This is a genomic window from Candidatus Omnitrophota bacterium (genome assembly GCA_025453395.1).
Lineage (GTDB): Bacteria > Omnitrophota > Gorgyraeia > Gygaellales > Profunditerraquicolaceae > JAlOQK01.
The window spans coordinates 1-24,923 of record JALOQK010000009.1 but is presented as its reverse complement, the minus strand read 5'-3'; the positions used below and the strand labels follow the sequence as shown (position 1 = coordinate 24,923).

Annotated in this window: 25 protein-coding genes; 21 read left to right on the top strand and 4 right to left on the bottom strand. The window is 40.8% G+C overall.

Annotated elements, in window-relative coordinates; translation table 11 throughout:
* Positions 1 to 12: 12 nt before the first annotated feature.
* The 18 genes from MUF05_07160 to alr all read left to right on the top strand — a co-directional run bounded on the left by MUF05_07160 (position 13) and on the right by alr (position 17,168).
* Positions 13 to 624 carry an MlaD family protein gene (locus tag MUF05_07160; protein MCU0666853.1) on the top strand — a complete coding sequence of 204 codons (612 nt, stop codon included), beginning with the start codon at positions 13 to 15 and terminating at the stop codon, positions 622 to 624.
* Between the two features lie 7 nt (positions 625 to 631).
* Positions 632 to 1,999, top strand: coding sequence for a DNA repair protein RadA (gene radA / locus MUF05_07155; protein ID MCU0666852.1), 1,368 nt, complete (start codon positions 632 to 634; stop codon positions 1,997 to 1,999).
* Positions 2,000 to 2,070: 71 nt separating this feature from the next.
* On the top strand, positions 2,071 to 3,054 hold the full coding sequence (locus MUF05_07150; GenBank protein MCU0666851.1) for a PIN domain nuclease: 984 nt from the start codon (positions 2,071 to 2,073) through the stop codon (positions 3,052 to 3,054).
* Positions 3,054 to 3,779 carry a 2-C-methyl-D-erythritol 4-phosphate cytidylyltransferase gene (gene ispD / locus MUF05_07145; GenBank protein MCU0666850.1) on the top strand — a complete coding sequence of 242 codons (726 nt, stop codon included), beginning with the start codon at positions 3,054 to 3,056 and terminating at the stop codon, positions 3,777 to 3,779. The genes MUF05_07150 and ispD overlap by 1 nt, the downstream gene beginning before the upstream one ends.
* Before the next feature lie 5 nt (positions 3,780 to 3,784).
* Entirely contained in the window at positions 3,785 to 4,261 is a 477-nt protein-coding gene (gene ispF, locus MUF05_07140; protein ID MCU0666849.1) for a 2-C-methyl-D-erythritol 2,4-cyclodiphosphate synthase, read from the top strand.
* Between the two features lie 5 nt (positions 4,262 to 4,266).
* Entirely contained in the window at positions 4,267 to 4,944 is a 678-nt protein-coding gene (cysE, locus tag MUF05_07135; protein ID MCU0666848.1) for a serine O-acetyltransferase, read from the top strand.
* A gap of 75 nt (positions 4,945 to 5,019) precedes the next feature.
* Positions 5,020 to 6,414 carry a cysteine--tRNA ligase gene (gene cysS, locus MUF05_07130; protein MCU0666847.1) on the top strand — a complete coding sequence of 465 codons (1,395 nt, stop codon included), beginning with the start codon at positions 5,020 to 5,022 and terminating at the stop codon, positions 6,412 to 6,414.
* A 174-nt stretch (positions 6,415 to 6,588) separates the two neighbouring features.
* On the top strand, positions 6,589 to 7,332 hold the full coding sequence (tmk, locus tag MUF05_07125) for a dTMP kinase (GenBank protein MCU0666846.1): 744 nt from the start codon (positions 6,589 to 6,591) through the stop codon (positions 7,330 to 7,332).
* 23 nt (positions 7,333 to 7,355) lie between these two features.
* Positions 7,356 to 8,324 (top strand): DNA polymerase III subunit delta', encoded by a 969-nt coding sequence (locus MUF05_07120; protein MCU0666845.1) that lies wholly within the window; start codon positions 7,356 to 7,358, stop codon positions 8,322 to 8,324.
* Between the two features lie 5 nt (positions 8,325 to 8,329).
* The gene (locus MUF05_07115) at positions 8,330 to 9,148 is read left to right on the top strand and encodes a stage 0 sporulation family protein (protein ID MCU0666844.1); all 819 of its coding nucleotides are present in this window, start codon (positions 8,330 to 8,332) and stop codon (positions 9,146 to 9,148) included.
* The gene (metG, locus tag MUF05_07110; GenBank protein ID MCU0666843.1) at positions 9,090 to 10,637 is read left to right on the top strand and encodes a methionine--tRNA ligase; all 1,548 of its coding nucleotides are present in this window, start codon (positions 9,090 to 9,092) and stop codon (positions 10,635 to 10,637) included. The genes MUF05_07115 and metG overlap by 59 nt, the downstream gene beginning before the upstream one ends.
* Complete coding sequence (locus MUF05_07105; protein MCU0666842.1) at positions 10,638 to 11,402, top strand: TatD family hydrolase; 765 nt, start codon at positions 10,638 to 10,640, stop codon at positions 11,400 to 11,402.
* A 2-nt stretch (positions 11,403 to 11,404) separates the two neighbouring features.
* Positions 11,405 to 12,526, top strand: a complete 1,122-nt coding sequence (locus tag MUF05_07100) for a DUF362 domain-containing protein (protein ID MCU0666841.1) — start codon at positions 11,405 to 11,407, stop codon at positions 12,524 to 12,526.
* 342 nt (positions 12,527 to 12,868) lie between these two features.
* Positions 12,869 to 13,906, top strand: coding sequence for an S-methyl-5-thioribose-1-phosphate isomerase (gene mtnA, locus MUF05_07095; protein MCU0666840.1), 1,038 nt, complete (start codon positions 12,869 to 12,871; stop codon positions 13,904 to 13,906).
* Complete coding sequence (locus MUF05_07090) at positions 13,893 to 14,789, top strand: thiamine-phosphate kinase (GenBank protein MCU0666839.1); 897 nt, start codon at positions 13,893 to 13,895, stop codon at positions 14,787 to 14,789. Before mtnA ends, MUF05_07090 begins: the two co-directional genes overlap by 14 nt.
* On the top strand, positions 14,749 to 15,246 hold the full coding sequence (gene tsaE, locus MUF05_07085; GenBank protein MCU0666838.1) for a tRNA (adenosine(37)-N6)-threonylcarbamoyltransferase complex ATPase subunit type 1 TsaE: 498 nt from the start codon (positions 14,749 to 14,751) through the stop codon (positions 15,244 to 15,246). Before MUF05_07090 ends, tsaE begins: the two co-directional genes overlap by 41 nt.
* Complete coding sequence (gene tsaB / locus MUF05_07080; protein ID MCU0666837.1) at positions 15,243 to 15,953, top strand: tRNA (adenosine(37)-N6)-threonylcarbamoyltransferase complex dimerization subunit type 1 TsaB; 711 nt, start codon at positions 15,243 to 15,245, stop codon at positions 15,951 to 15,953. Before tsaE ends, tsaB begins: the two co-directional genes overlap by 4 nt.
* A 99-nt stretch (positions 15,954 to 16,052) precedes the next feature.
* Positions 16,053 to 17,168 carry an alanine racemase gene (alr, locus tag MUF05_07075; protein ID MCU0666836.1) on the top strand — a complete coding sequence of 372 codons (1,116 nt, stop codon included), beginning with the start codon at positions 16,053 to 16,055 and terminating at the stop codon, positions 17,166 to 17,168.
* Here alr and MUF05_07070 read toward each other — a convergent pair.
* From MUF05_07070 to MUF05_07060, 3 genes are read right to left on the bottom strand one after another with little or no spacing between them, the layout of a single operon-like run.
* Positions 17,165 to 18,262 (bottom strand): LptF/LptG family permease, encoded by a 1,098-nt coding sequence (locus tag MUF05_07070; protein MCU0666835.1) that lies wholly within the window; start codon positions 18,260 to 18,262, stop codon positions 17,165 to 17,167. The two genes, alr and MUF05_07070, sit on opposite strands and share 4 nt — an antisense overlap.
* Positions 18,250 to 19,344, bottom strand: a complete 1,095-nt coding sequence (locus MUF05_07065) for an LptF/LptG family permease (GenBank protein ID MCU0666834.1) — start codon at positions 19,342 to 19,344, stop codon at positions 18,250 to 18,252. The genes MUF05_07070 and MUF05_07065 overlap by 13 nt, the downstream gene beginning before the upstream one ends.
* Positions 19,345 to 19,350: 6 nt before the next feature.
* The gene (locus MUF05_07060) at positions 19,351 to 20,079 is read right to left on the bottom strand and encodes a ComF family protein (protein ID MCU0666833.1); all 729 of its coding nucleotides are present in this window, start codon (positions 20,077 to 20,079) and stop codon (positions 19,351 to 19,353) included.
* Between the two features lie 186 nt (positions 20,080 to 20,265).
* On the opposite strand from MUF05_07060, the gene pyrE reads away from it, so the two are divergent.
* The 3 genes from pyrE to MUF05_07045 all read left to right on the top strand — a co-directional run bounded on the left by pyrE (position 20,266) and on the right by MUF05_07045 (position 23,704).
* A complete protein-coding gene (gene pyrE, locus MUF05_07055; GenBank protein MCU0666832.1) occupies positions 20,266 to 20,811 on the top strand; it encodes an orotate phosphoribosyltransferase in 546 nt (181 codons plus the stop codon).
* A 176-nt stretch (positions 20,812 to 20,987) separates the two neighbouring features.
* Positions 20,988 to 22,253 (top strand): NAD(P)/FAD-dependent oxidoreductase, encoded by a 1,266-nt coding sequence (locus MUF05_07050; protein ID MCU0666831.1) that lies wholly within the window; start codon positions 20,988 to 20,990, stop codon positions 22,251 to 22,253.
* 107 nt (positions 22,254 to 22,360) lie between these two features.
* Complete coding sequence (locus MUF05_07045; GenBank protein MCU0666830.1) at positions 22,361 to 23,704, top strand: Maf and M48 domain-containing protein; 1,344 nt, start codon at positions 22,361 to 22,363, stop codon at positions 23,702 to 23,704.
* Between the two features lie 5 nt (positions 23,705 to 23,709).
* Here the strand turns inward: MUF05_07045 and MUF05_07040 are convergent, their stop codons facing one another.
* Positions 23,710 to 24,591, bottom strand: coding sequence for a GGDEF domain-containing protein (locus MUF05_07040; protein MCU0666829.1), 882 nt, complete (start codon positions 24,589 to 24,591; stop codon positions 23,710 to 23,712).
* Between the last annotated feature and the right edge of the window lie 332 nt (positions 24,592 to 24,923).

Below are 24,923 nucleotides of genomic sequence, written 5' to 3'. Positions count from 1 at the left end.
CGGAGGATAAAAATGATATTCGGTAAAACAAAATTAGAATTAAAGGTGGGGATATTTGTCTTTATCGGTTTTGTGATTTTAGCAACGTTTATCCTGTCTATTGGAGGTTTTAAGACCTGGTCTTCAGGTTATAAAATAAATTGTATTTTTAATTTTGTAAATGGGGTAAAGCTGGGCGCTCCGGTACGTGTGGCAGGAGTAGATGTAGGAGTAGTTAAAAAGATAGATTTTATGTCTTGTCATGAAGGCAGGCAAAAAATAAAGATTACTTGTTGGTTAAGAAAAGATGTGTTTATCCCGGTTGATTCGCAGGTTTGGGTGAATACATTGGGCCTGCTGGGAGAAAAGTATATTGAGATTATGCCGGGCAAGAATTATGCTTCTTGTTTGGGGCATAAACAGGAGATCGTAGGTAATGATCCTATGGCAACACAAGAAATGGGGGAGCTTCTTAAGGGTATTGGGAATAATTTAGGCGCAATATTAAATAAGGTAGAAAGCGGAGAAGGCACTTTAGGCATGTTTATAAATGACGGTACTTTGTATAATGAATTAGAAGCGTTTGTCGCTGATATACGTAAGAATCCCTGGAAACTTTTCTTCCGCGCCAAAGAAGTAAAATAGGTTTTTTATGAAAAAAAGCGTTGTTTTTAGCTGCAGCTCCTGCGGTTTTCAGTCTCCCAAGTGGCTGGGCAAGTGCCCGGATTGCGGAAAGTGGAATTCCTTTATAGAGGAAGATTACCAGGCCTGCCAGTCTCAAGATAAACAAAAGTCAAGCCTGTATAAAGAAGGGCCGGTTCTTTTAAAAGAGCTTGAAAAGGGGACAGAGAAAAGGATTAAAACCGGGATCGCTGAATTTGACCGCGTGTTAGGCGGAGGCCTAGTCGCAGGATCAGTTGTGCTTATCGGCGGAGACCCGGGAATAGGTAAATCTACTATTGCTTTGCAGGTCTGCTGCGGATTAGCCGTAGATAAGAAAGTCCTTTATGTAAGCGCTGAAGAATCTGTTGTTCAATCCAGCTTACGCGCCGCACGGTTAGGCGAGAAGTTTAAAGCCGATAAGCTTTATATTGTTAACCAGACGGATTTATCTTTAATTGTTGAATATATAAATAAGATCAAGCCTGATGTGGTGGTAGTGGATTCGGTTCAGGTTATTTTTGACCCCAATATCGGTTCGGCTTCCGGAAGCGTAGCTCAAGTGCGTGAATGCGCCGGGATGTTAACTCAGATTGCCAAGGCAAAGGAAATTTCCCTTTTTATTATAGGCCATGTTACCAAAGACGGTTCTATCGCCGGCCCGCGCGTATTGGAACATATTGTGGATACGGTTTTATATTTTGAGGGCGACAGGTTTTCCGCGTACCGGATCTTGCGCGCGGTAAAAAACCGTTTTGGTTCAACAAATGAGATCGGTGTTTTTGAGATGACTAATGAGGGGTTAAAACAGGTAGCTAACCCTTCAGAGATATTCTTGGCAGAGAAACCTAAAGCAGTGGCGGGGTCTGTGGTGACTTCTGTTTTAGAAGGAACCCGTCCATTGTTAGTTGAGATCCAGGCTTTGGTTAGTAAATCCAGTTTTGGGTACGCGTTAAGAAGAAGCCAGGGGTTTGATGCTAACCGCTTGAATATAATTATCGCGGTTTTAGAGAAAAAGATAGGATTCCATTTAGAGCTGGAGGATATTTTTATTAATGTGGCAGGCGGCATGGAGATAGATGATGCTGCCGCGGATTTGGCAGTTGCGGTGGCAATCGCTTCGTCTTTTAAAGATAAAGTTGTTCCGGAAGATGCTATTTTCTTAGGTGAAGTAGGTTTATCCGGAGAAGTAAGAAGTATCGCGCAAGTTGCTTCAAGAATTAATGAGGCTTCAAGGCTGGGATTTAAGCGTTGTTTTATATCAAGCAATATGAAAAAAGGTACAAATAGCGGTAAATTTGGTCTAGAGATAATCCCAGTCTCAAGTTTAAAACAAGTTTTGGATATTATATTGAAATAGGTGGTACATTTTATACTAACACCTTTGCCTATCGGAAGGCAAAGTGTGCGTTTTCTACGCAAGGAGGTTCTATGAATTTATTATTGCTTCGTATTTTGTTTATAGTTGGTAGTTCGATCGCGGGTTATCAGGCCCTTCCATTTGGAAACCCAAATATTTGGGGCGCGGTTATCGGAGCCGTAGGAGGATTAGTAATTATTATTATGGAGATTGGTTTGCGTACGGTTTCAGTAAGGGGCCTGTCCAGCTCTGTTTTTGGCTTGATCTTAGGCTTGATCATGGCCAAGCTTGTTACAGACGCCTTTGTCTTGGCGCCTATCCCTGTGGATTCCCTTCCGATCGTGCGGCTTATATTGACTCTTATTTTTTGTTATCTGGGAATGGTTTTGGGTTTGCGCGGTAAAGATGAGTTCAATATTATTATCCCTTATGTGCGCCTTAAAAGGCAAGATCAATGGGAAGAGTTAGTTATATTAGATACAAGCGTGATCATTGACGGGAGAGTCCAGGATATTTTAAAGACCAAATTCTTAGACGGTAAGGTTGTTATTCCAAGGTTTGTTTTAAAAGAGCTGCAGCAGATCGCTGATTCTACTGACCCGATAAAACGGCAAAGGGGTAGGCGCGGCCTTGAGGTTTTGCACGCGATACAAAAAGAATTAAGCCAGGATATTATCCTTAATGAAGAAGAATTCCCGGAAACTGTTGAGGTGGATGCCAAGCTTATTAAACTGGGAAAGCTTTTGGATGCGAAAGTCATGACCGTGGATTTTAATTTAAACCGGGTGGCAGTTTTACAAGGGGTAGGCGTTCTTAATATTAATGAGTTGGCTAATGCCTTAAAGCCGGTAGTTTTCCCGGGGGAGAAAATGCAGGTTAAGCTTATTAAAGAAGGCAAAGAGCATAATCAGGCAGTAGGGTATCTTGACGACGGCACTATGGTTGTGGTAGAAGACGGCCGAAGATTAATCGGTCAGGAAGTAAGAGTAGAGGTTACTTCTGTTTTACAGACGCAGGCCGGCAGAATGATTTTTACAAAGTTAGAGCACCAATAATGGTAACAGCAATAGTTGTCGCGGCGGGAAAAGGCAAGCGCCTGAAATCCCGCGTAGCTAAACCCTTAATAAAATTATCCGGCAAGCCGCTATTGGCTTATTCTTTGGAAGTATTTAACCGTCATCCGTGCATAGACGAAATTATTGTCGTAGTCAATAAGCGTATCTGTCAGGAAGTTTTTAAGATTATTCGTCGTTACCGGATAGATAAAGCGGGAAAAATAGTTTTAGGCGGTTTAAGGCGGCAGGATTCTGTAGCTTGCGGATTGAGTCAAGTCAGTAATTGTTCAGAAATAGTCTTAATTCATGACGCCGGCAGGCCCTTTGTAACCGGTGAAATTATAAGCCGGGTCTTAAAAGAAGTCTCAAAAAGTGGGGCGGCAGTGGCGGGTGTGCCGGTTAAGGCGACGATAAAACAAGTCAAAAGGAAAAAGGAAAAAGGAGAAATTATAAGTAAAAATCCAAAAGTTCAGAATCAAATACTCGTAGAAAAAACATTAGATAGAAAACTCATTTGGGAGGCGCAGACGCCGCAAGGCTTTAAGAAAGATATTATTTTAAGCGCGTACAAGAAGTACGGTAAATTTGATGTAACCGACGATGCTATGCTTGTAGAGAAAACAGGGCATAAGGTCAGCATGGTTTTAGGCGCTTATAGCAATATTAAAGTTACAACTGCCGAAGATTTGGTTATCACCGGAGAGATCATCAAAAGAAAGGATTAGTTTTTATGCGCGTTGGTATAGGTTATGATTTACATAGATTAGTTAAAGGCAGGCCGCTTTTTATCGGAGGAGTGGAAATTCCCCACAGTAAAGGGCTTTTAGGGCATTCAGATGGGGATGTCCTGTTGCACGCCATATGTGACGCGCTTTTGGGAGCGGTTTGTGAGGCGGACATCGGAGAGCAGTTTCCGGATAATGAGCCGCGTTTTGAAGGTATCGCCAGCACCGAGCTTTTGATTAAAGTCTATGAATTAATCCGTGACAAAGGCTATAAGCTTATCAATATTGATACAGTTATTATCGCCGAGGAACCTAAGCTGGGTGTTTATAAAAAACAGATACAAGAGAATCTGGCGCGGATTTTAGACCTGCGCGCAGATTGTATAAGTATTAAGGCTAAAACCAATGAGGGTTGCGGGGAAACAGGCAAGAAAGAAGCTGTTGCCAGTTATGCCGTAGCAATGGTGGCTAAGGAGGAATAATCAATATGGCTATTATTTCCCAGATTATATTTATTTTGCTTGTTTTGTATATTCTAAAGATAGCTTTTATAGCTTTAATCTTTAATAAAGAGATCAGCTGCGCCAAGGCCAAGGATCCTGCGGCAAAGGGGTTATTGGAGATTATTGTGCTTTACCCGGGGCTGCACGCCATAATCTACTACCGCATCGCGCATTTTCTTTATAAAATAAATCTTGTATTTTTTGCCCGCTGCATAAGCCAATTCGCGCGTTTTACTACCGGCATTGAAATCCATCCCGGCTCAAGAATTGGCAGGGGGCTTTTTATTGACCATGGCTTGGGAGTAGTTATCGGTGAAACTGCGGTTGTGGGAGATAATGTGCTTCTTTATCAGGGGGTTACCTTAGGAGGAACTGGTATCCAGCAGGGCAAGCGCCATCCAACTGTTGGCAATAATGTGGTTGTTGGAGCGGGAGCAAAAGTTTTGGGCAATATTACTGTTGGAGATAACTCTTACATTGGAGCAAACGCGGTTGTAATAAAAGATGTGCCGCCTAATTCCACGGTAGTGGGTGTTCCGGGAAAGATTACCAAGCAGGACGGCAAGAAAATAGAAGTAAACCTTGATCATATTCATACCCTTGACCCGATCATGCAATCAATAGAAGAATTGGAAAACAGAATTAAGAAATTAGAGAAATAATAATTAATAGATTTTTGCTTCTGTCGAAATCAAGCCAAGCCATGCGCAAAAATCTAATATAAAAGTATGACTACTATGATTTATATTTATAATTCTTTAGAGCGTAAAAAAGAAGAGTTTGTTCCTTTAAGCCCTCCTAATGTTAATATCTATACCTGCGGAGTAACGGTTTATGATCAAAGCCACATAGGACACGCCAGAAGCCTGTATATTTTTGATGTTATCCGCCGTTATTTAAAGTATAGAGGTTTTAAGGTCAATTTTGTGCGCAATATTACCGATATAGACGATAAGATCATCAAGCGCGCCAATGAACTAAAAACTGATTGGAAAGAACTGGTTGATAAATATATCAAAAGTTATCATGAGGATTTAGACAGCCTGGGTATTCTGCGAGGGGATTTTGAGCCGCGGGCAACGGAAAATATTCCGGAGATGATAAAATACATCGAGGCATTGATTGAAAAAGGCCATGCCTATGAAGCAGGAGGCGATGTATATTTTAATGTGAGAAGTTTCCCTGATTATGGAAAATTATCGGGGCAGAATATAGAAGAGATGGAAACTGGCGCCCGGATTGATCCATCAGAACACAAAAAAGATCCTTTAGATTTTGCGCTCTGGAAGAGATCAAAAGAAAATGAGCCGTTTTGGGAAAGTCCTTGGGGAAAGGGCAGGCCAGGTTGGCACATAGAGTGCTCGGTGATGAGCCAGAAGTTTCTAAAGACGGACACCTTGGATATTCACGCAGGGGGAAGAGATTTAATTTTCCCGCATCATGAGAATGAAATCGCCCAAGCAGAAGCCTTGACGGAAAAGCCTTTTGCCAAATATTGGATGCATGGGGGGTTATTGACTATCAACGGCCAGAAGATGGCAAAGTCATCAGGGAATTTTATTACCATAAAAGATTTTATGGATAAGTATAAGAACGCAGATTTCCTGAAATTATTCTTCTTATCCGCGCATTACTCTAGCCCCATGGATTACACTGATGAGAAAATAAGCGAAGCAAAACAAGCGTTGGAACGGATTTCGATACTGTTTGGGAAAATAGAGAGCCAGAAGTCAGAAATCAGAAGCCGGAAGTCAGAAAAGATACCGCAGATAGAAAAAGTTAAGGATGATTTTGTCAAGGCTATGGATGATGACTTTAATACTCCTCAAGCATTGGCGAGTATCTTTGAATTAGTGAATTTAACCAATAAAAATATCAATGATCCTTATTTTGTCTCTCATGCTAGAAGTCTTTTAAAGGATTTGTCAGGTTTGTTGGGTTTAAAACTTGATTTTACTGCGCAAGGACTAGAAGATGATGCTGACGCGATTAAAGTTTTGATTGATAAAAGAATTGCGCTTAAGAAAGAAAAGAAATTTTCTGAAGCAGACCAAATTAGAAAAGATTTGGAAGCAAAAGGCGTAATTTTAGAGGATACCAAAAACGGCACCACCTGGCGTAGGAAATTATAGATATTTTTAGCAGGTAAAACCATAATTTAAAGCTCAAAACGTTTTAAATTTTACACTATAGTTTTTCGCTTTACGCTTTTAGCTTTGCGCTTTTAAGGCAGAGAAACATGCCTCGGTATTTGTAAAAACAATGATTGGGGGATTTAAAAAGATTTTAGGATTACACCTGGAAGTTTGTCAGCGTTTAATTATTTCTTGATGGTTTTTGCTGGAGGCACATTAGTCCCGACGTTACGTCGGGATCAGTGCCGGAAGCAAAAACCAGAAAGCAGACTTAAGGAAACTATGAAGGGTAGATTTATTACATTTGAAGGTTCTGAGGGCTGCGGGAAGAGTACGCAGTCGCATCTTCTTTTTGAGTATCTTAAAAAGAAGCGTCATAAGGTTATTTTTTTACGTGAGCCGGGGGGAGTAAAGCTAAGCGAGCAAATTCGCAAGCTTCTTCTTGATCCTAAAAGCAAGATTTCTCCTGAAGCAGAAACCCTTCTTTATATGGCCGCTCGTGCGCAGGTGGTGGATGAAATTATCAAGCCGGCTTTATCAAAAGGAAATATTATTGTCTGCGACAGGTTTTTGGATTCTACAATTGCTTATCAGGGGTATGGCTTAGGCATAGATATAAAGGCGATTAAATCCATGGGAGCGTTTGCTACTTGCGGGATTAAACCCGATCTTACTATTTTTCTGAACCTGCCGGTCAAAGATGGCCTGAAACATCGTCAGAAGAACAAGGATCGCATTGAAAGCCGTGATATTGCTTATCACGCGCGTGTGCATCAGGGATATTTGAAATTGGCGCGCTTAGAACCCAAAAGAATCAAGGTTGTGAATGTGCAAGATAATAAGGACAAAACACAAGAGAATATAAGATTGTTAATAGATAGATTGTGGTTGCGACGCCCCGACCTAACGAAGTGAGTGTCGGGGGGAGAGTTGGCTCAATGGATTTTGCAGAGATTAAGGGGCAGGATAAGGCAATAGGGCAGCTTGAGAAATATTCTTTTGCCAAGCGCATGGCATCTTCCTATCTTTTTACCGGCCCTGAAGCCGTAGGTAAAAAACTTACTGCTTTGTCTTGGGCTAAACAGCTTAATTGTCAGGCGCCAAATCCGCAGGCATGCGGCTTGTGTGGTTCTTGCATAAAAATAGATAAGCTTGTCCACCCGGACGTGCATTTGTTTACTTCCGAAGAAAACGACCAGCTTGAGTCGGTAAAGATAGAGGATATCCGTCTTTTGCAAAAAGAAATAAATTTAAAGGCCTACGAGGGCAATTACAAAGTTTTTATTATTGATAATGCCCATAACTTAACCCTTGAAGCGGGAAACGCGCTTTTAAAAGTTCTTGAAGAGCCGCCAGATAAAAGTTTGATCATACTTATTACGCATAAACCTTCTTTTATGTTAAAGACAATTGTTTCGCGCTGCCGGGTGGTAAAGTTTTTTCCTTTAAAAAGAGATTTCTTAAGCGCGCAATTAGAAGAAAGTTATTTTCTTAATAAAGAAAAGGCGCATTTTTTGTCATATTTCTCTGAAGGAAGAATTGGTTTGGCCTTGCGGATCAAGGATTCTAATATATTAGAGAAGAAGAACATGATCTTTGAAGATTTTTTTGCTTCGGGTAAGGCGGTTACCGAGAAAACCTACGCCCTTGATAAGAATGAAATGTATCTAATCTTAAATGTTCTTTCTTTGTGGTTGAGGGACTTGTATCTTTTAAAGACTGCCGGCACATCCTGCCGCGTTATTAACCTTGATTATAGGGATAAGTTGATTGCCTTATCTAAGAAATATACTATTGCTAATCTGGAGGCATTCTTAAAGGAAATAATGGATGCCTTGAATTACACAAAACAAAATGTCAATCCGCGTCTTTTATTTTCACATCTACAGCATGTTTTGAAAGGATAAATCTCATGGAAAAGACAATAATGGTGCGTTTAAGGGCTTGCGGACAGGTTTGTACCTGTTCGGGCGCCTCTTTAGATATTAAAGAAGGATGTTTAGTCATAGTTGAGCATGACCGGGGCATTGACTACGGAAAAGTAGTTTCTCCTAATGAGCCCACGGTAGCCAACAGCGCCAAAGAAATAATAAAAAAGATAGTGCGCCAGGCAGCCGAAGCAGATGTTAAGCAGATTGAGGAAAACAAAATAAGAGCCAAAGAGGCGTTTACTTCATGCGTTAAGAAAATAGAAGAGCATAAATTGGATATGAAGCTTGTGGCAGCAGAGTATTCTTTTGACCGCACCAAGATAATTTTCTATTTTACCGCATCTGGCCGAGTGGATTTTCGTGAGCTGGTAAAAGACCTGGCAAAGGTCTTTAAGGCGCGCATTGAATTGCGCCAAATTGGCGTGCGCGATGAGGCCAGGCTTTTTGGAGGCATTGGCTCTTGCGGCAGGGAACTTTGCTGCAGGAAATTCTTAAAAGATTTTGAGCCGGTAACCATTAAAATGGCAAAGGAAGAGGGTTTGCCTTTAAACCCGCCCAAGATCTCAGGTCTTTGCGGAAGGCTTATGTGTTGCTTAAGTTATGAATATGATACTTATAAGGCGCTTTCTAAGGGCCTGCCTCGCGAGGGAGAGAAATTAACTTGTCCTCAAGGCAAGGGCAAAGTTATTTCAGTTAATGTCTTTAAGCGCAAAGCCACTCTTGAGCTTGAAGAGGGCGGATATGCGGAACTTGATTTTAACGAAAACAAAGAAAATAAAAATCCTATTAAAGATGCCTAAGAAATTTTATATTACGACTCCTCTTTATTATGTGAATGCCGCGCCTCACATCGGGCATTCTTATACTACCATTGCCGCCGATACCTTGGCGCGCCAGGCGCGGCTTGTTTTGGGCAAAGAAAATGTGTTTTTCTTAACCGGAACCGATGAGCATGGCCAGAAGATCCAAAAAGCAGCCGATGCCAAGAAAATGGCCCCGTTGGATTTTGCCAATGAAACTGTAGAGCATTTTAAGAAGTTGTGGGAGAGTTTAAATATTTCCTACGATTATTTTATCCGCACGACTGATAAGCACCATGTAGAATTCGTGCAGAAGGTTTTGCAGATTGTTTATGATAAAGGCGATATCTACGAGGACAAATACGAAGGGCTTTATTGCACGCCATGCGAAGCTTTTTGGACGCATCTTCAGGCCGCAGATAATCTTTGTCCGGATTGCAAAAGGCCGCTTGAATTGATCAAGGAAACCAATTTCTTTTTTAGGCTCTCCAAATATCAGGATTGGCTGGTTGACTACATAAAAAAGAATCCAGATTTTATTAAGCCTGAAATAAGGCGCAACGAAGTTTTAAGCTTCCTGAATCTTAATAAACTGGACGATCTTTGCATTTCGCGTCCTAGGGAGCGTCTTAGCTGGGGGATACCTTTGCCTTTTAGCCCGGAACATGTTACTTATGTATGGTTTGATGCCTTGATAAATTATATTAGCGCCTGCGGAGAAATATCCGCAGATGGCACTTATCAGTCTCGGTGGTGGCCGGCGGACATGCAGTTAATTGGAAAAGATATCTTAAGACAGCACGCGGTTTATTGGCCGATTATGCTTAAATCTTTGGGGATAGAACCTCCCAAGACAGTATTTGCCCATGGCTGGTGGCTTATTGACGATACAAAAATGTCCAAGTCGCGCGGCAATGTAGTCAATCCTCTTGAGATGGTTGAGAAATTTGGCATTGATACTTATCGTTATTTTCTCTTAAGGGATGTCCCCTTTGGCTTAGACGGCAATTTCTCCGAGGGATCAATTATCAAAAGATTCAATAGCGATCTGGCCAATGATTTGGGGAATCTTGTTTACCGAACGCTGACTATGGTAGAGAAATATTTTCAAGCTGCTATCCCCCAAGCAGAAGCCAAAGACCAAAGGGCAGTAGAGATCCGTAATAAAATTGGGATCTTGCATGAAAAAGTTGCCGTCAGTTTATCAAGTAAATATGATTTTAGCAGTGCCTTGGAAGAGATTTGGGAATTGATCAATATGGCCAATAAGTATGTGGAAGAAACCCAGCCCTGGAATCTGGCTAAAGAAAACAAGACCGAAGAGCTAAAAGGTTTTATCCGCCTGTTGGTTGATGTGATCAAGAAGGTGGCTGTTGTCCTGTATCCATTTATGCCAAAGACTTCAAGCCTGATAAGGGAACAGTTTGGCGATAAGGAAATCAAAAAAGGCGAACCGCTTTTCCCAAGAATAGATATAAAGAAAAAATAAATGTATATAGATACGCACGCGCATTTGGATTTTTCTGATTTTGATAGTGACAGGCTTGATGTTATTAGGCGCGCGCTTGAAAGAGATGTTAAGTATATTATTAATGTTGGTTCAGATTTAGATGCTTCTAAAAGAGCAGTAGAGCTTTGCAAGAAAAACGATTTTGTTTACGCTTCTGTTGGCGTGCATCCGCACGATGCAAATAGCTTTGACGCTTCTTCTTTGGCTGAACTTAAGGTTTTAGCATCAAATGATAAAGTTGTTGCTATCGGAGAAACGGGCCTTGATTTTTACCGAAATTTATCTAATCCCAAAAAACAAGAAGAAGCCTTTATCGCGCAAGTTAACCTATCCAAAGAATTAAATTTACCGTTAGTTATCCACTCTCGTTCTGCGCAGGAGGAAACAATTTCCTTATTAAAAAAGTATATGCCCTTGAGGGCAGTGGTGCATTGTTTTGCCGGAGGCAAAGATTTTTTGGATAAATGTTTGGATTTGGGGTTTTATGTTTCTTTTACCTGCAATATTACTTATAAGAAAGCGCAAGATCTGCGCGATTTGGTGAAATTTTGCCCTTTAGAAAGAATGTTTTTGGAGACTGACGCGCCGTATCTGTCGCCAGAGGGTTTGCGCGGTAAAAGAAACGAACCAGCAAATGTGGTTTATGTGGCAGAAGAAATCGCAAAGATTAAAGGCGTTGGCCCTGAAGAAGTAGGGGAAATAACTACAAGGCAAGCCAAGAATTTCTTTGGCATAAAAGGTTGAATATGACAAAGCATAAAGTTTCCATTGTTTCTTGCAAAGATTATACTCCTGAATTAGTGCAAGAAGCGGTTAACAAATCCGTGAAGCTTTTAGGCGGGATAGAATCTTTGATTAAGCCAAAATCCACGGTCTTATTAAAACCAAATGTTTTAATGTCCGCTAGCCCAGAATCCGGCATTACCACGCACCCGGAAGTATTGCGCGCGGTGATCCGCCTCTTGAAGCCGCTTGAATGCCGGATAGTAGCAGGGGATAGCCCAAGCGCCTGGGGAAAATATATTAATAATGTGAATGAGGTTTATGCTCAATCAGGGATAACGCGTGTTTGTAAAGAAGAGGGCGTAGAGCTTGTGTTATTTGGGCCCAAGCGTTTTTATAATAATATACCGTTGACTGCTTGGATTGGGGATTGCGATTATATTATTAACATTCCTAAATTTAAAACGCATGGGATGATGCTGATGACCGCGGCAGTAAAAAATCTTTTTGGTTTAGTTTGCGGAAGCTTTAAAACTGAATTACACAAGAAATATTTCCGTCCCAGTGATTTTGCCGCCATGTTATTGGATATTTATAAAAGCGCAAATCCGGTGATCAATATCGTTGATGGGATTGTGGCGATGGAGGGTGATGGCCCGGCAACAAGCGGAAAATTAAGGCAAGAGAAAATTATTGTTGCAGGATCTGATGCCTTGGCTGTGGATTATATATTAGCGCTTATTATGGGTATTGACCCGTTGTCGGTTCCAGTAAATAAAGAGGCAAAAAGAATCGGGATGCTTGATTTTGTAAAAAGCGATATTCAAGTCTTAGGTGAGCCTTTAGAGAAAGTTATTGGCAGGAAGTTTCTTCTTCCTAAGACTGCCATGAGTCAGAAATTGCCAGAGCCTGTGGCAAGATTCATTATGAGCTTTATAAAATATCGTCCTTATATTGATGCTTCTAAGTGTATCCAGTGTTTTGCTTGCATTAAAGCCTGTCCGAAGCAGGTAATAATTTTTGAGAATACTAAGATGTGCTTTGATTATAAGAAATGTATCGCTTGTTTCTGTTGTCAGGAAGTCTGTCCCAAGGCCGCGGTTAAGGTAAAGAAGAGTTTGTTGGCTAGGTTGATTGGTCTTTGAGCTTACAAAAACACAGCCAAGCCAAACGTTAAAAAATATGATAAGCAAGTTCTTAATTTTCCGCTATAGTTTTTAGTTTTGCGCTTTTAGCTTTACGCTTTATTGTGTCCTGTGATTTTGCGCGCTAGTTTTGGATTTGGGATTTTGAATTTGTTTGGGATTTAAAATTTGGAATTTATTTGGCCTGCCTGCCGGTAGGCAGGTAAAACCATAATTCAAGATTTAAAAGTTTTTAATTTTACGCTATAGTTTTTAGTTTTGCGCTTTTAGCTTTACGCTTTATTATGTCCTGTGATCTGTGACTTTGTGACAACATGTGATTATGGAGGTATTAATATGGGTATTCGTACGATTGAATGGAAGAATAACCGGATTCGCATGATCGATCAGACTCTTTTGCCGGGAGAGTTTAAGTATATTGATATTAAGAATATCAAAGTCCTTTGGCAGGCGATTAAGGAATTAAAGGTGCGTGGGGCACCGGCTTTGGGCGCAAGCGCCTGTTTAGGCGTATATTTAGGGATTAAAGATTCCAAAGCCAAGGATTACGCGCAATTTTACAAAGAATTAAAATCAGTGGTTAATTATTTAGCTTCTTCACGGCCTACTGCGCGCAATCTTTTCTGGGGTTTAGAGAGAATGCTTTGCGTCTCTGATAAAGCTAAACATTTGTCAGTAGAAAAAATAAAGAAGACGCTTTTTCAGGAAGCAAACAAGGTTATAGAAGAGGATAGAGCATCTTGCCGCAGGATAGGCGCTTATGGCGCAAGTCTGGTTAAGAAAAATGAGCGCATTCTTACTATTTGTAATACCGGAATCTTAGCGACCATTGATTATGGAACTGCCTTAGGCGTAATTTATAAAAGCCATGAGCAGGGGAAGAATATAAAAGTCTTTGCCTGTGAAACCCGTCCCCTTTTACAAGGGGCGCGGCTTACCACTTGGGAATTAAAACGAAGCGGTATTGATGTTACGCTTATCTGCGATAGTATGGCGGCAAGTCTTATGAAAAGCGGTTCGGTGGATAAGGTGATTGTCGGGGCGGATAGAATTGCCCTAAATGGGGACACTGCTAATAAAATCGGCACTTACAGCTTGGCAGTTTTGGCAAAGTATCACAAGATACCATTTTATGCTGCCGCGCCGTTTTCCACTTTTGATCTGGATATAAAAACCGGTATGGATATATTGATTGAAGAAAGAAGCCATGAAGAAGTATCTAGCCTGTTTTTTAAGAATCAAGTTACCGCCAAGGGAATAAAATTCTGGAATCCGGCATTTGATGTAACCCCTAATAACTTAATAACCGCGATTATTACCGACAGGGGAATTATCAAGCCGTTATATAAACTTAACATAGAAAAATATGCAGATAAGTAAGCTGGGCGAGTTTGGTTTGATAGATAGGATCAGGAAATCTATTAAAACCGATACATCAGTTATCGTTGGTTCTGGCGATGATTGCGCGGTATTAGAGTTTGACAAAAAATCATACCAGCTTTTTACTTGTGACATGCTTGTAGAGGGCGTGGATTTCTTAAAAGGCACAGATTTTTATTGGGTAGGCAGAAAAGCGGTTTGTGTTTCTATAAGCGACATTGCTTCTTGTTGTGGTGTCCCGCAGCATTGTGTTATTTCTTTAGGCCTGCCAAAAGATCTTTCGCTTGATAAAGTTGACCGTTTGACCAAAGGCATTATTGCCGCATGTAAAGAGTATGGAGTAAATCTTGTCGGAGGCGATATCAGCAAAAGCCAAAAAGTAGTTATAGATGTAAGTATGATCGGCAGGGTTGAAAAGAATAGCCTTGTTTTAAGAAGCGCAGCGCGCGACAAGGACATTATTTTTACTACCGGCAGTTTAGGCGGATCAATCAAGGGAAAGCACCTTAAATTTATCCCGCGCTTAAAAGAGGCAAGGTTTTTAGCCGAGAATTTTAAGGTTCATTCCATGATTGATATTTCTGACGGCCTTCTCCAGGACTTAGGCCACATCTTAAAGCAGAGTAAAAAAGGGGCAGTGCTTTATCAGGACCTTGTTCCCGTATCCAGTCAGGCCAAGGATTTTAAAGCTTCTTTGACAGATGGAGAGGATTTTGAGCTATTGTTTACTGTGGACTCTGATTGCGCCAAGAAACTTATGCGTCAGGATAAATTTTGTTTTTACCCTATTGGTGAAATAAATTGTTTGAAGGAAAGAATAAAGCTTATTTTAAATAACCAAGATGAAAAAAATATACAACCACAAGGCTATCGGCATTTCTAAGTTTAAATTGAATTCCTCTTCCTTTAAGAAGACACTTTCTATCGCAGGGCGGTTGGCGGGTTTCTTGAAGAAAGCAGATATTATCTGTTTGAAAGGAAATTTAGGAGCCGGTAAGACTGTTTTTGCCAAAGGCGTGGCAAAAGGCTTAAGCATAAAAAACGCTGTCACCAGCCCCACCTTTGTAATTATGCAGCAGTATTTATCTGGTAAAATACCGCTTAATCACTTTGATTTATACCGCTTGGATAAGATAAAAGATATAGCCGATATCGGCTATGAAGAGTATTTTTATGATGATGCGGTTACTTTGATTGAATGGCCAGAACGATTAGGAAAGATCTTTCCAAAAGAATGCCTTCTGGTAGAATTAAAGATAACAGGGAACACATCTCGGCAGATCTTATTTAGCGCAAAAGGCGCGCGCTATCAGGAATTACTACGGGAATTTAAGATATGAAAATACTTGCTATTGATACAAGCACTAACTTTTTTTCTGTGGGTATTTTAGATGGTGAAAAGATCTATGAATACCGTCTTTATACCGGGGTAAAACTTTCTGAGAATATTACGCATATTTTGTCACAAATCCTGACAAGTCTTAATTGGGAATGGGAAGATTTGGATTATTTGGCGGCAAATCTGGGGCCCGGGTCTTTTACCGGTATCCGCATTGGCTTGTCGTTTATAAAAGGCATCGCGTTTTCTTTGGATAAGCCGGTTATTGGGCTTTGCGGGCTGGATGTCTTGGCAAAAGCCGCAGCGGACAAAGAAAGAAATATCCAGATTGTTCCGGTTATGGATGCCAGGCGAGGCATGGTCTACGCAGCTATTTATCAAAACCACAAAGTTTTTAAGAGATCGTCAAATTATATGCTTGTTACTCCGGAAGAGTTATGCCTTAAAATAAAAGGCCCCAGTTTGTTTGTGGGGGACGGGCTTTCTCTGTATCAAAAACAATTTCAGGCCTCTGTCCATAAGAGCTTTTTTCTGGATAAGGATTGGTGGGGGATTAAGCCGCGTTATCTTGTCCAGGTAGCGCAGGAAAAATTGCAGTGTAAGCAATTCACGGATTCATTTGGGATAAAGCCGATTTATTTGTATCCCAAGGAATGCCAAATAAGAAAGCCGTCAGCTGTCAGCTATCAGCCGTCAGCTAAAAACTAAATACTAAACCGAAACTAACTTTTAGTTTTATTTTTTTGGTTTTAGTTTTGGTTTTAGTTTTGCTGATAGCTGAAAGCTGATAGCTGAAAGCTGAAAATTATGCATAACTCTATAGGGTACCGTCCTACATGGGCGGAAATTAATCTTAATAATCTTAAGCATAATTTGCTTGAGATTAAAAGTATTATACCAGGATATGTTAAGGTCATGGCTTGCGTTAAAGCAGATGCCTATGGCCATGGGCTTATTCCTGTGGCCAAGAAATTGGAAGCTTCGGCAGTTGATTATCTAAGCGTGGCTTCTATTGACGAGGGGATTTTGTTAAGAGAAAAAGGCATAAAGTCGCCTATACTTATTTTAGGCGTGCCGCTTAAAGGCGATATTGCACCTATCTTAAAATACAATTTAAGCCAGACGCTTTGTGATTATGATTTTGCCCGCGCATTAAATAAGGCTGCTTTTCTTAAATCGCGCAAAGTAAAGGTGCACGTAAAAGTAGATACCGGCATGGGCAGACTCGGTGTTTTATGCAAACAGGCCTATGATTTTGTGTGCAGGTTAAAGAGGCTATCACAGCTTGAGATAGAGGGTATTTTCACGCATTTGTCCCTTGCGGATGTTAACCGTGATTTTACCTTGCATCAGGCCAGAACCTTTGAGGCTTTAATACGAAGGTTAGAGCATAGTAAAATAAATATCCCGCTTGTGCATGCGGCAAATAGTATGGGCATTGCCGCCTACAAGCAAAGCCATTTTAACATGGTCAGGCCCGGCTTAGTCCTTTACGGGCTTTATCCGGATGAAAACTTATCCATTAATCTAAAACCAGTGTTAAGTTTAAAATCAAAAATAGTCTATGCTAAGCGCGTGCCCAAAGGATATGGCATAAGTTATGGTTATACCTATGTTACCGACAAGAATTCTACTATTGTTAATCTTCCTATTGGTTATGGTGATGGATATCCGCGCAATCTTTCTAATCTGGCCCCGGTATTAATCGGCGGCAGAAAGTTTAAGATAAGCGGAAGGATCTGCATGGATCAGATTATGGTGGATGTCGGTAACGCTACGGTAAAGATCGGCGAGGAAGTGGTTTTTATCGGGTCTCAAGGTAAGAATACTATTACTACCGAAGAGCTGGCAAATTTATCCGGCACAATACCCTATGAAATTGTTTGTGGTTTAGGAAGCCGCATCCCCAGAGTGTATATTTAAGGAAGTTTTGAAATAAGATATATGCTAAAGGCCGCTGCTAAGATGTGGCTTAGAGATACAGCCGCAAAGGCAGGCAAAAACCCGCCTTTGCCCAGGGCAATACTTACCGCGTTAACTACATAATATAAAAATCCCATCGCAAGAGATAATCCTAAAGAAGACAAGCCGGTTGCTTTTCTTCTCATGATTAAGGCAAACGGTATCCCCAGAAGAATTATAATTATATTCGTCAGGCTTGAGGCGTATCTTTCGTAAAGGTCTATCTTTAAGTTTCGTATTGCGCCTATGGCGCCACTTTTAGAAAGCCTCCAGAGGTAACTGGATAATTGCGAGGAAGTCATTAATTCCGGCACCTGTCTTTGATTTATGAAATCCTTCGGGGTCTCGGGGATGGTCATAATTTCTTCGCTTAAAAAAGAGGGTTCATTTTTGATTTGTCCATTTTGGTCAAAGTCATAGGTGATACTTTTATAAAATGTCCAGAATCCGTCCTGGAACACGCCTTTTTCGGCGATGATCTTGCGGGTGATGTTTTGCTTTTCGTCATGTTCAAGTATGGTGATTCCCTCCATGGTATTTGTTGCCAGAGAAAAGCTGTTGACGAAAAAGAGGCGGTTTTTAAGCCCGTACATAGAGAAGTTGTATAGCGGCAGGTTGGCATCAACTTTCTTATTAGAGCCCTTTTCGATACTTTCTTTGAGGCTTTGTTTTTCTGCCAAGGCGTGCGGCACAATCCGGTCGTTAATCAAAAATACTGCCAAGCTTGAGATCAGCCCAAAAATAAGCACGGTCTTGGTGATGCTAATAATGCTTAACCCGGATGAGCGCATGGCGATAACTTCATTGTCACGGTTTAATTTTCCGAAAGTATAGAGGGTACTTAATAGGCCGGCAAAGGGGGAAACCTGCACAAAAATATATGGCATAAAAGACAGGTAATATTTAACAAGCAGGATGATAGAGGTTTTTTGTTTTAAGATATCTTCAAGGATGGTAAAAATATCAATGATCACATAGAGAAAACTAAAAGCAAGGATGCATCCCGCGAACATGCTTAATACGGATTTTAAGATATAGCGGTCTAATATGCGCATAACCTATAAGTTAGGATAGCTCCAACTGTCCCAAGTATGATATTGGGTAACCACATGGCAAGCATGGGATTTATATACCCTTGCAGGCTTAACGCTTCGGAGCCGATCAAAAGAATGTAATACAGCCCCACGATTAAAAAAGCAATCCCGAAATTTATGCTTTTCTCTCTTCTTCTGGTAATGATCGCGGTAGATGAACCCAACAGGATAAACACAAGGCAGGAAAAGGCAAGCGCGATTTTCTCATTTATCTCTGTTAAAAGCGGCGCAGGGTCTATTTTTTCTTTCTCAAGCCTTGCTATTTCACTTTGCAGTTCTTTGATGGTCATGTCCTTTGGTTTCTTCTGGATATCAGATTTTTTTTGCATTTGCGCTAAATCAAGGTTCATAAAATAAGTTTTGAAATTAAGTTTATAAAAATTGGTCGGATTTTCCGGGTCAGGCTCATCAGATGTGCCGTCAATAAGTTTTAGTTTTATGGTGTTAGTTTCCGGCAGGACTATAAACTCCCCATTTTTAGCGACAATGGTGCGGGTGGGTTTTCCTTCCTGCGGCTCATAGATACGGATATTAATTAGCTTGTTTTCTTCAATGCGATAAATAAAAAGCACATATTTTTGGAAAGAATTAATGAAAACTCCCGGCTCAAGGGCGGCGGCAGGATTTTTTATGCCGACTTCCACAAGCATTTTTCTAGAGGCAAAGTGCGCGTAAGGGATGACCCGGTCGTTAAAGATGACTAAAAAGAGGCTTAAGATCACTCCGACAATTAATTGCGGCACGATCAAGCGGAAGATATTAATCCCGCTTGCTTTTATGGCGATAATCTCATTGTCCCCAGAGAGCCTGCCTAAAGACATAAGCGAAGCAGTCAATGCTGAAATTGGAAGGGTGTAGGTCAAAAGATACGGTATCATGAACAAGAAGAGCTTGGATACGGTAAATATATCCACACCTTTATTTATTACTAGTTCCGTGATCTTGATCAGATTTCCGATAAGCATAATAAAGGTAAGTACCAATAGCGATAAGAACAGGGGGCCTAAGAATTCTTTGAGGAAATAATTACGCAGTATTTTCATTTTTAGTTAGCTGGCCAAGGTTAAAACAAAGACTACTCCAGCGCCTTTTTCTTTTAAAATTCGCGCGGCTTCCGAACAGGTCGCTCCGGTTGTTAGGACATCATCCACCAGAAGGATATTCTTTCCTTCTACGGAGGAATGGCTTTCTAAAGCGAAGTTCCCCCGGATGTTCTGAAATCTTTTCTCATGATCAAGAGCGGTTTGGCTTTTAGTATTTGTCCGGCGCGTTAAGATAAAAGTATCCATGGGCTTATTAAACCTATGGGATATGCCTTTTGCCAAAACTTCTGCTTGATTAAACTCGCGTTCTCTTAATTTAGCTTTATGTAACGGAATTGGTATTATAAGGTCTAAATAGGCAATTGGCAAGTCATAATCTTGGATAAAGTCAAGCAGCATACTGGATAAAAAGCCGCCCAGATAGTCTTTGCGCTGGTATTTGAATTTATGGATTAAGGTTTTTAAGATATCTTCATAGATATAGGGGCTAAAAGCGCGGTCAAAATAAAGAGGCATTTTAAGGCAGGTAACGCAGAGGTTTTTATGCAAACTTTTCTCATTTAAATGTTTCCCGCAACAATGGCAGAAAGGAGGCCTGTTTCTTTTGATTTTATTGGTACAAGGCCCGCATAGGTAGGTTTCTTCTTTTGCGCTGGCAGGCAGTTTCTTGGCGCAAGCTAAGCATACCCGGGGGTAAATCAAATCCACTAGGTTGCTGAATGCTTTCTTAAGCATGAAGATATCATAACAATCAAAGGGCTACTTGTCAAAAACTTATCAGCTGTAAGCTGTAAGCTGTAAGCTATAAGCTATAAGCTTTAAGCTAAAGATGGGGTGGACACCTCTAAAATTTAATGTTACAATCTAATCGTCTTAATAACTATTAATGGGAGGACATATATGTGTTTACCAGAGAAAGATATGAATCAATTGAAAAAAGAATTACTCGCGCTTCTTAAGAAAGAGGCGTTTAAGACTGGGAACTTTGTTTTGTCTTCCGGTAAGACCAGCACCTATTATTTAGACGGCAGGGTGATTACTCTTACCCCAGAAGGCGCGTATTTGGTTGCAAGTATCATCATGGAACTTATCCATGATCAAAATATTGATGCTGTTGGAGGCCCGACTTTAGGGGCAGACCCGATTGTCGGAGCTCTGGCATGCTTCAGCTATATAAAGGATCACCCCATAAAAACTTTTATCGTGCGTAAGGCGGCTAAAGAACATGGCGCCAAGCGTCAAATTGAGGGTCCGGCCCTTAAAAAAGGTGCCCGGGTAATCGTAGTTGATGATGTGGCCACAACCGGCAAGGCGGTTATTGAAGCTAAAGAGGCCTTGGATAAAGAAGGCATTGAAATCGTAAAAGCGGTTGTTATTGTTGACAGAAATGAAGGAGCTGTTGAAAACTTAAAACAAGCGGGGATTAAATTAGAATCCATTTTTACGATAGAAGATTTATTGAGGTAATTTTCCATATTAATAGGGTCAGATGTGGGGCGTGAGTTGTGGGAATAGGATGAGGGTGGGTTGTGAGAAAAATATTTAAATTTCTTCCTCAACCTAATTCTCACCCTAAACTCATTGCTCATCCTAACTTCTCATTCTTATCATATTTGTCCTTAGTTAGTTGAGTGATTGCCTATATGTCTAATTCAGAAATTATTGTTATTGGCGCTGGGCCTGCAGGCCTTATGGCAAGTATCCGCGCCAGCGAACTTGGCGCCAAGGTTATTTTAATAGAAAAAAACAAGCATCCCGCCCAGAAAATACTTTTAAGCGGCAAAGGAAGATGCAATCTTACCAATTCTATCCCGATGGAAGATTTTATCCCTAAGTTTTTTCATGGAGGGGATTTTCTGCGCGATGCCTTTAAGAAATTCTCCAACCAAGACCTAATGCAGTTTTTTGAAAAACTCGGGGTAAAACTAAAAGTAGAGCGTCAGGAACGTGTTTTCCCAAGGAGTAATTCTGCAAAAAGTATCTGGGATACTCTTTTAAGCCAGGTATGCGATAGAAAAATAAGATTTATCCTGAACAGGACCGTGGAAGGCATCCAGATTAAAGATGGCAGGCCAGAATTAGTGATTCTTTCCGGAAAAGAATTTCTGCCAGCGCAGAAGGTAATTCTTGCTACAGGGGGAGTTTCCTATCCTGCTACTGGCTCAACTGGAGATGGCATACGCATAGCTGGAAAATTAGCTCACCGTATAGAGCCGCTAAGGCCAAGTTTAGTTCCGTTAGAATTAAAAAAAGGGTATCCTGTTATTTTACAGGGGTTAAGCCTTGAGAATATCAGGATAAAATTCACTCAAGGGGCAAAAAATATCCTTTCAGAAATCGGGGATTTGCTTTTTACGCATAAAGGCATTTCCGGGCCATTGGTTGTTACCTTAAGCGACAGGATTGTTTTGTGGCTGGAAAAAAAAGAGCCGGTTTTTGTGCACATAGATTTAAAGCCAGCCTTAAGTTATGAAATCCTGGATAAGCGCATGTTAAGAGAATTAGGGCAGAATAATCGCACCAGCTTACGCAATATTATGAAATCGTTGCTGCCTTTAAGATTAGTGGATGTGTTCTTAGAGATGAACTCCATTGATGCTTCTAAAAAGGCCAGTTACGTTACTCAAAAAGAGCGCGCGCGCATTGTTCAGGTTTTGAAAGATTTTTCTTTTGAAGTGTCTTCTGCCGGTACTTTTGATGAGGCAATGGTGACAAGGGGGGGCGTGTCATTAAAGGATATCAACCCTAAGAATATGGAATCGCGCCTTATTAAGGGATTATATTTTGCCGGCGAAATCATGGATGTGCATGCCGATACAGGAGGCTTTAACCTGCAGGCGGCTTTTTCTACCGGATATTTAGCAGGAGAATCAGCAGCTATCAGCTGTCAGCCATTAGCCGTCAGCTAAAAACTGAAAGCGAAAAACGTAAAACCATAATTTAAAATTCAAAACTTTTAATTTTACGCTATAGTTTTACGCTTTGCGTTTTACACTTTACGCTATATTATATGAAGATGAGAGATATATATTTAGCTTCTAATTCAAGGCCAAGAAAAAAGTTGTTAAAGATTTTTGGCCTGAAATTCAAGGTCTTGCCGGTAAACGTTAAGGAAGACAAAAAACCGCGCGGTAAATCCTATTCAGGCCTTGTCCAGCGCAACGCCTTAAAAAAAGCCAGGGCCGCGGCAGAAAAAGTGCAAAACGCAGTAATTATCGCAGCCGATACTATTACTGTTCAAGATGGTAAAATATTCGGTAAGCCTAAAAATATCATTGCAGCAAAGAGGATGCTGAAAAAACTTTCTTTAAAGCCGCAGTGGGTTTATACCGGCCTGGCGCTTATTGATAAAAGTGAGAATAATTCCAAGGTTTTTGTCGGTGTTGAGAAAACAAAAGTCTATATGGATAAATTAACTGACCAGGATATAAAGAATTATTTTACTCATACTTCGCCATTAGACAAGGCAGGAAGTTTTGATATCCAGGGGAGAGGCGCTTTCTTTATCCGTAAAATAGAAGGGTGTTTTTATAATGTTGTAGGGCTTCCCATAAGAAAACTTTATCAAATGTTGAGAAAGTCAGGCGTGATTGTTTTTCTTTTGTTGGGGGGTATTTTTATCGCAGGCTGCACTACCGAATACAACATCGCCACCAAACAGGAAGAAACCTATTTTTACTCTACGGACAAGGAAGTGGCAATGGGCGACTCTATTGCCAAGCAGATTGAGAAAGAATATAAACCTGTGAATGATCCTTTAATGCAAAAAAGGGTTGAAGATATTGGAGAGAAGATCGCCGCGGTCTGTGACAGAAAAGATATAATCTATCATTTTATCGTATTGGATGAAGATGAAGTAAACGCGGTTTCCCTTCCTGGTGGGCATGTTTATATTTTCCGCGGACTGATAGAAAAAGCAACCGATGATGATCAACTGGCAGGAGTTATCGCCCATGAAGTCGGCCATATTGTTGCCCGGCACAGCATCAAGAAATTACAGGGAAGCCAAATTTATACTGTGTTCAGGGTGTTATTAGCACAAGCTGCGGCTGAAGGTTCCGGGGTAGCCGCGGACCAGGCCTTTACAGAATTAATGCTTGGTTATTCGCGCGAAGATGAACTTTTAGCGGATCAGTTAGCTGCGCGCTACGCTAAATTAGCTGGGTATGACCCCAAAGGGATGATTGCCTTCTTGGGTAAGCTGGAGGACATAAATAAACGCCGGCCGCCTCGAGAATACAGCTATTACAAAACTCACCCTTATGTGCCTGATCGGATTCGCGTGGTTAAGGAAGAATTAGGGGAGAAAATCACCTTTGATGATTATATCAATATTGAACAAAAGCCACATGGCAAATGAAATTCTTAAGGAGAGCCGGATATGCGGGGCTGGTCGTGTTTTATCTGTTCTATTTCTTTTTTATAAAAAGTAGCCATGCCTTCGCCGTTGGCCATATAGAGGTTAAAGATAATTTTTTCTTGGGTTTCGGTGATGATTTTGCCTTCGAATATCCCGCCGTTTTTTAAGATAACGATATCACAGGTTTCTTGCCGAGCTGTTGGTGAATTTTTGTGCGAAAGCGGATTCTTTTTAATAGGCGTTTTTCCAACGGACTGTATTTTATTTACTATATAAGTCAGCGTGCTTTCAATGTTTACAGAGAAAATGTTAGAAGCAATAAGGATGCTTAAAACTATAAATGTTCCGCTTATGATTGCCGCGATAAAGTTGACTAAGCGAAGACAGAAGATTTGATCAGCGTGGGTAATGGAATTTCTTCCGTGGCGCTTCGCGTAATACATTGCTTCATCGGCTTTCTTGATAAGCTCTGCCGGAGTTTTGGCGTCATGCATTCCAGCGGCAATGCCGCAGCTCATTCTTATGTGGTATAGCCGATTTTGAGCCAGGAATGGCCGGTAACGCAGGTTATGCCGGAATTTTGTAAGTATAGAATGGACTTCTTTAGGGGTTTTCTCCGGGAATACAACGATAAATTCGTCTCCGCCATAGCGGAAAATAAAGAATATGGTATCGCGCAGGGTTAGTTTTATTGTGCCGGAGAAATACTTTAAGACTTCATCGCCGAATTGGTGGCCATAGCGGTCATTGAATCTTTTGAAGCGATCCAGGTCAATTAAGGCGATGGTAAAGGTTGTATTGGCAATCTTAGTGGTTAAGAATTGTTCTTGCAGGAAAGGCTCAAGGTGTTCTCTTAGGAAAAAGCCGGTTAATGTGTCTGTGCGCATTTGGTTGGGAAGCATGGATATATTATAAAAGTAAAAAGGAAAAAGTCAAAAGGTAAAAGTATAAGTTATAAGGGTCAGTTGTGAGTTATGGGTTGTGGGTTTGGGGTGAGGGTCAGGTATGGGAAAAATCTTTAAATTTTTTCCTCAACCTAATTCTCATGCTAACCTCATTACTCATCCTCACTACTCATTCTTATGATTTAGCTTATAGCTTATAGCTTACAGCTTACAGCTAGAAGATTGTAAACTAAAGTGCGACAAAGGGAATAAATAAAAAAGCTCCACAGATCAAAGAAAACCTGTTACTTTGTAAGTTATCAGACCAACAAAGA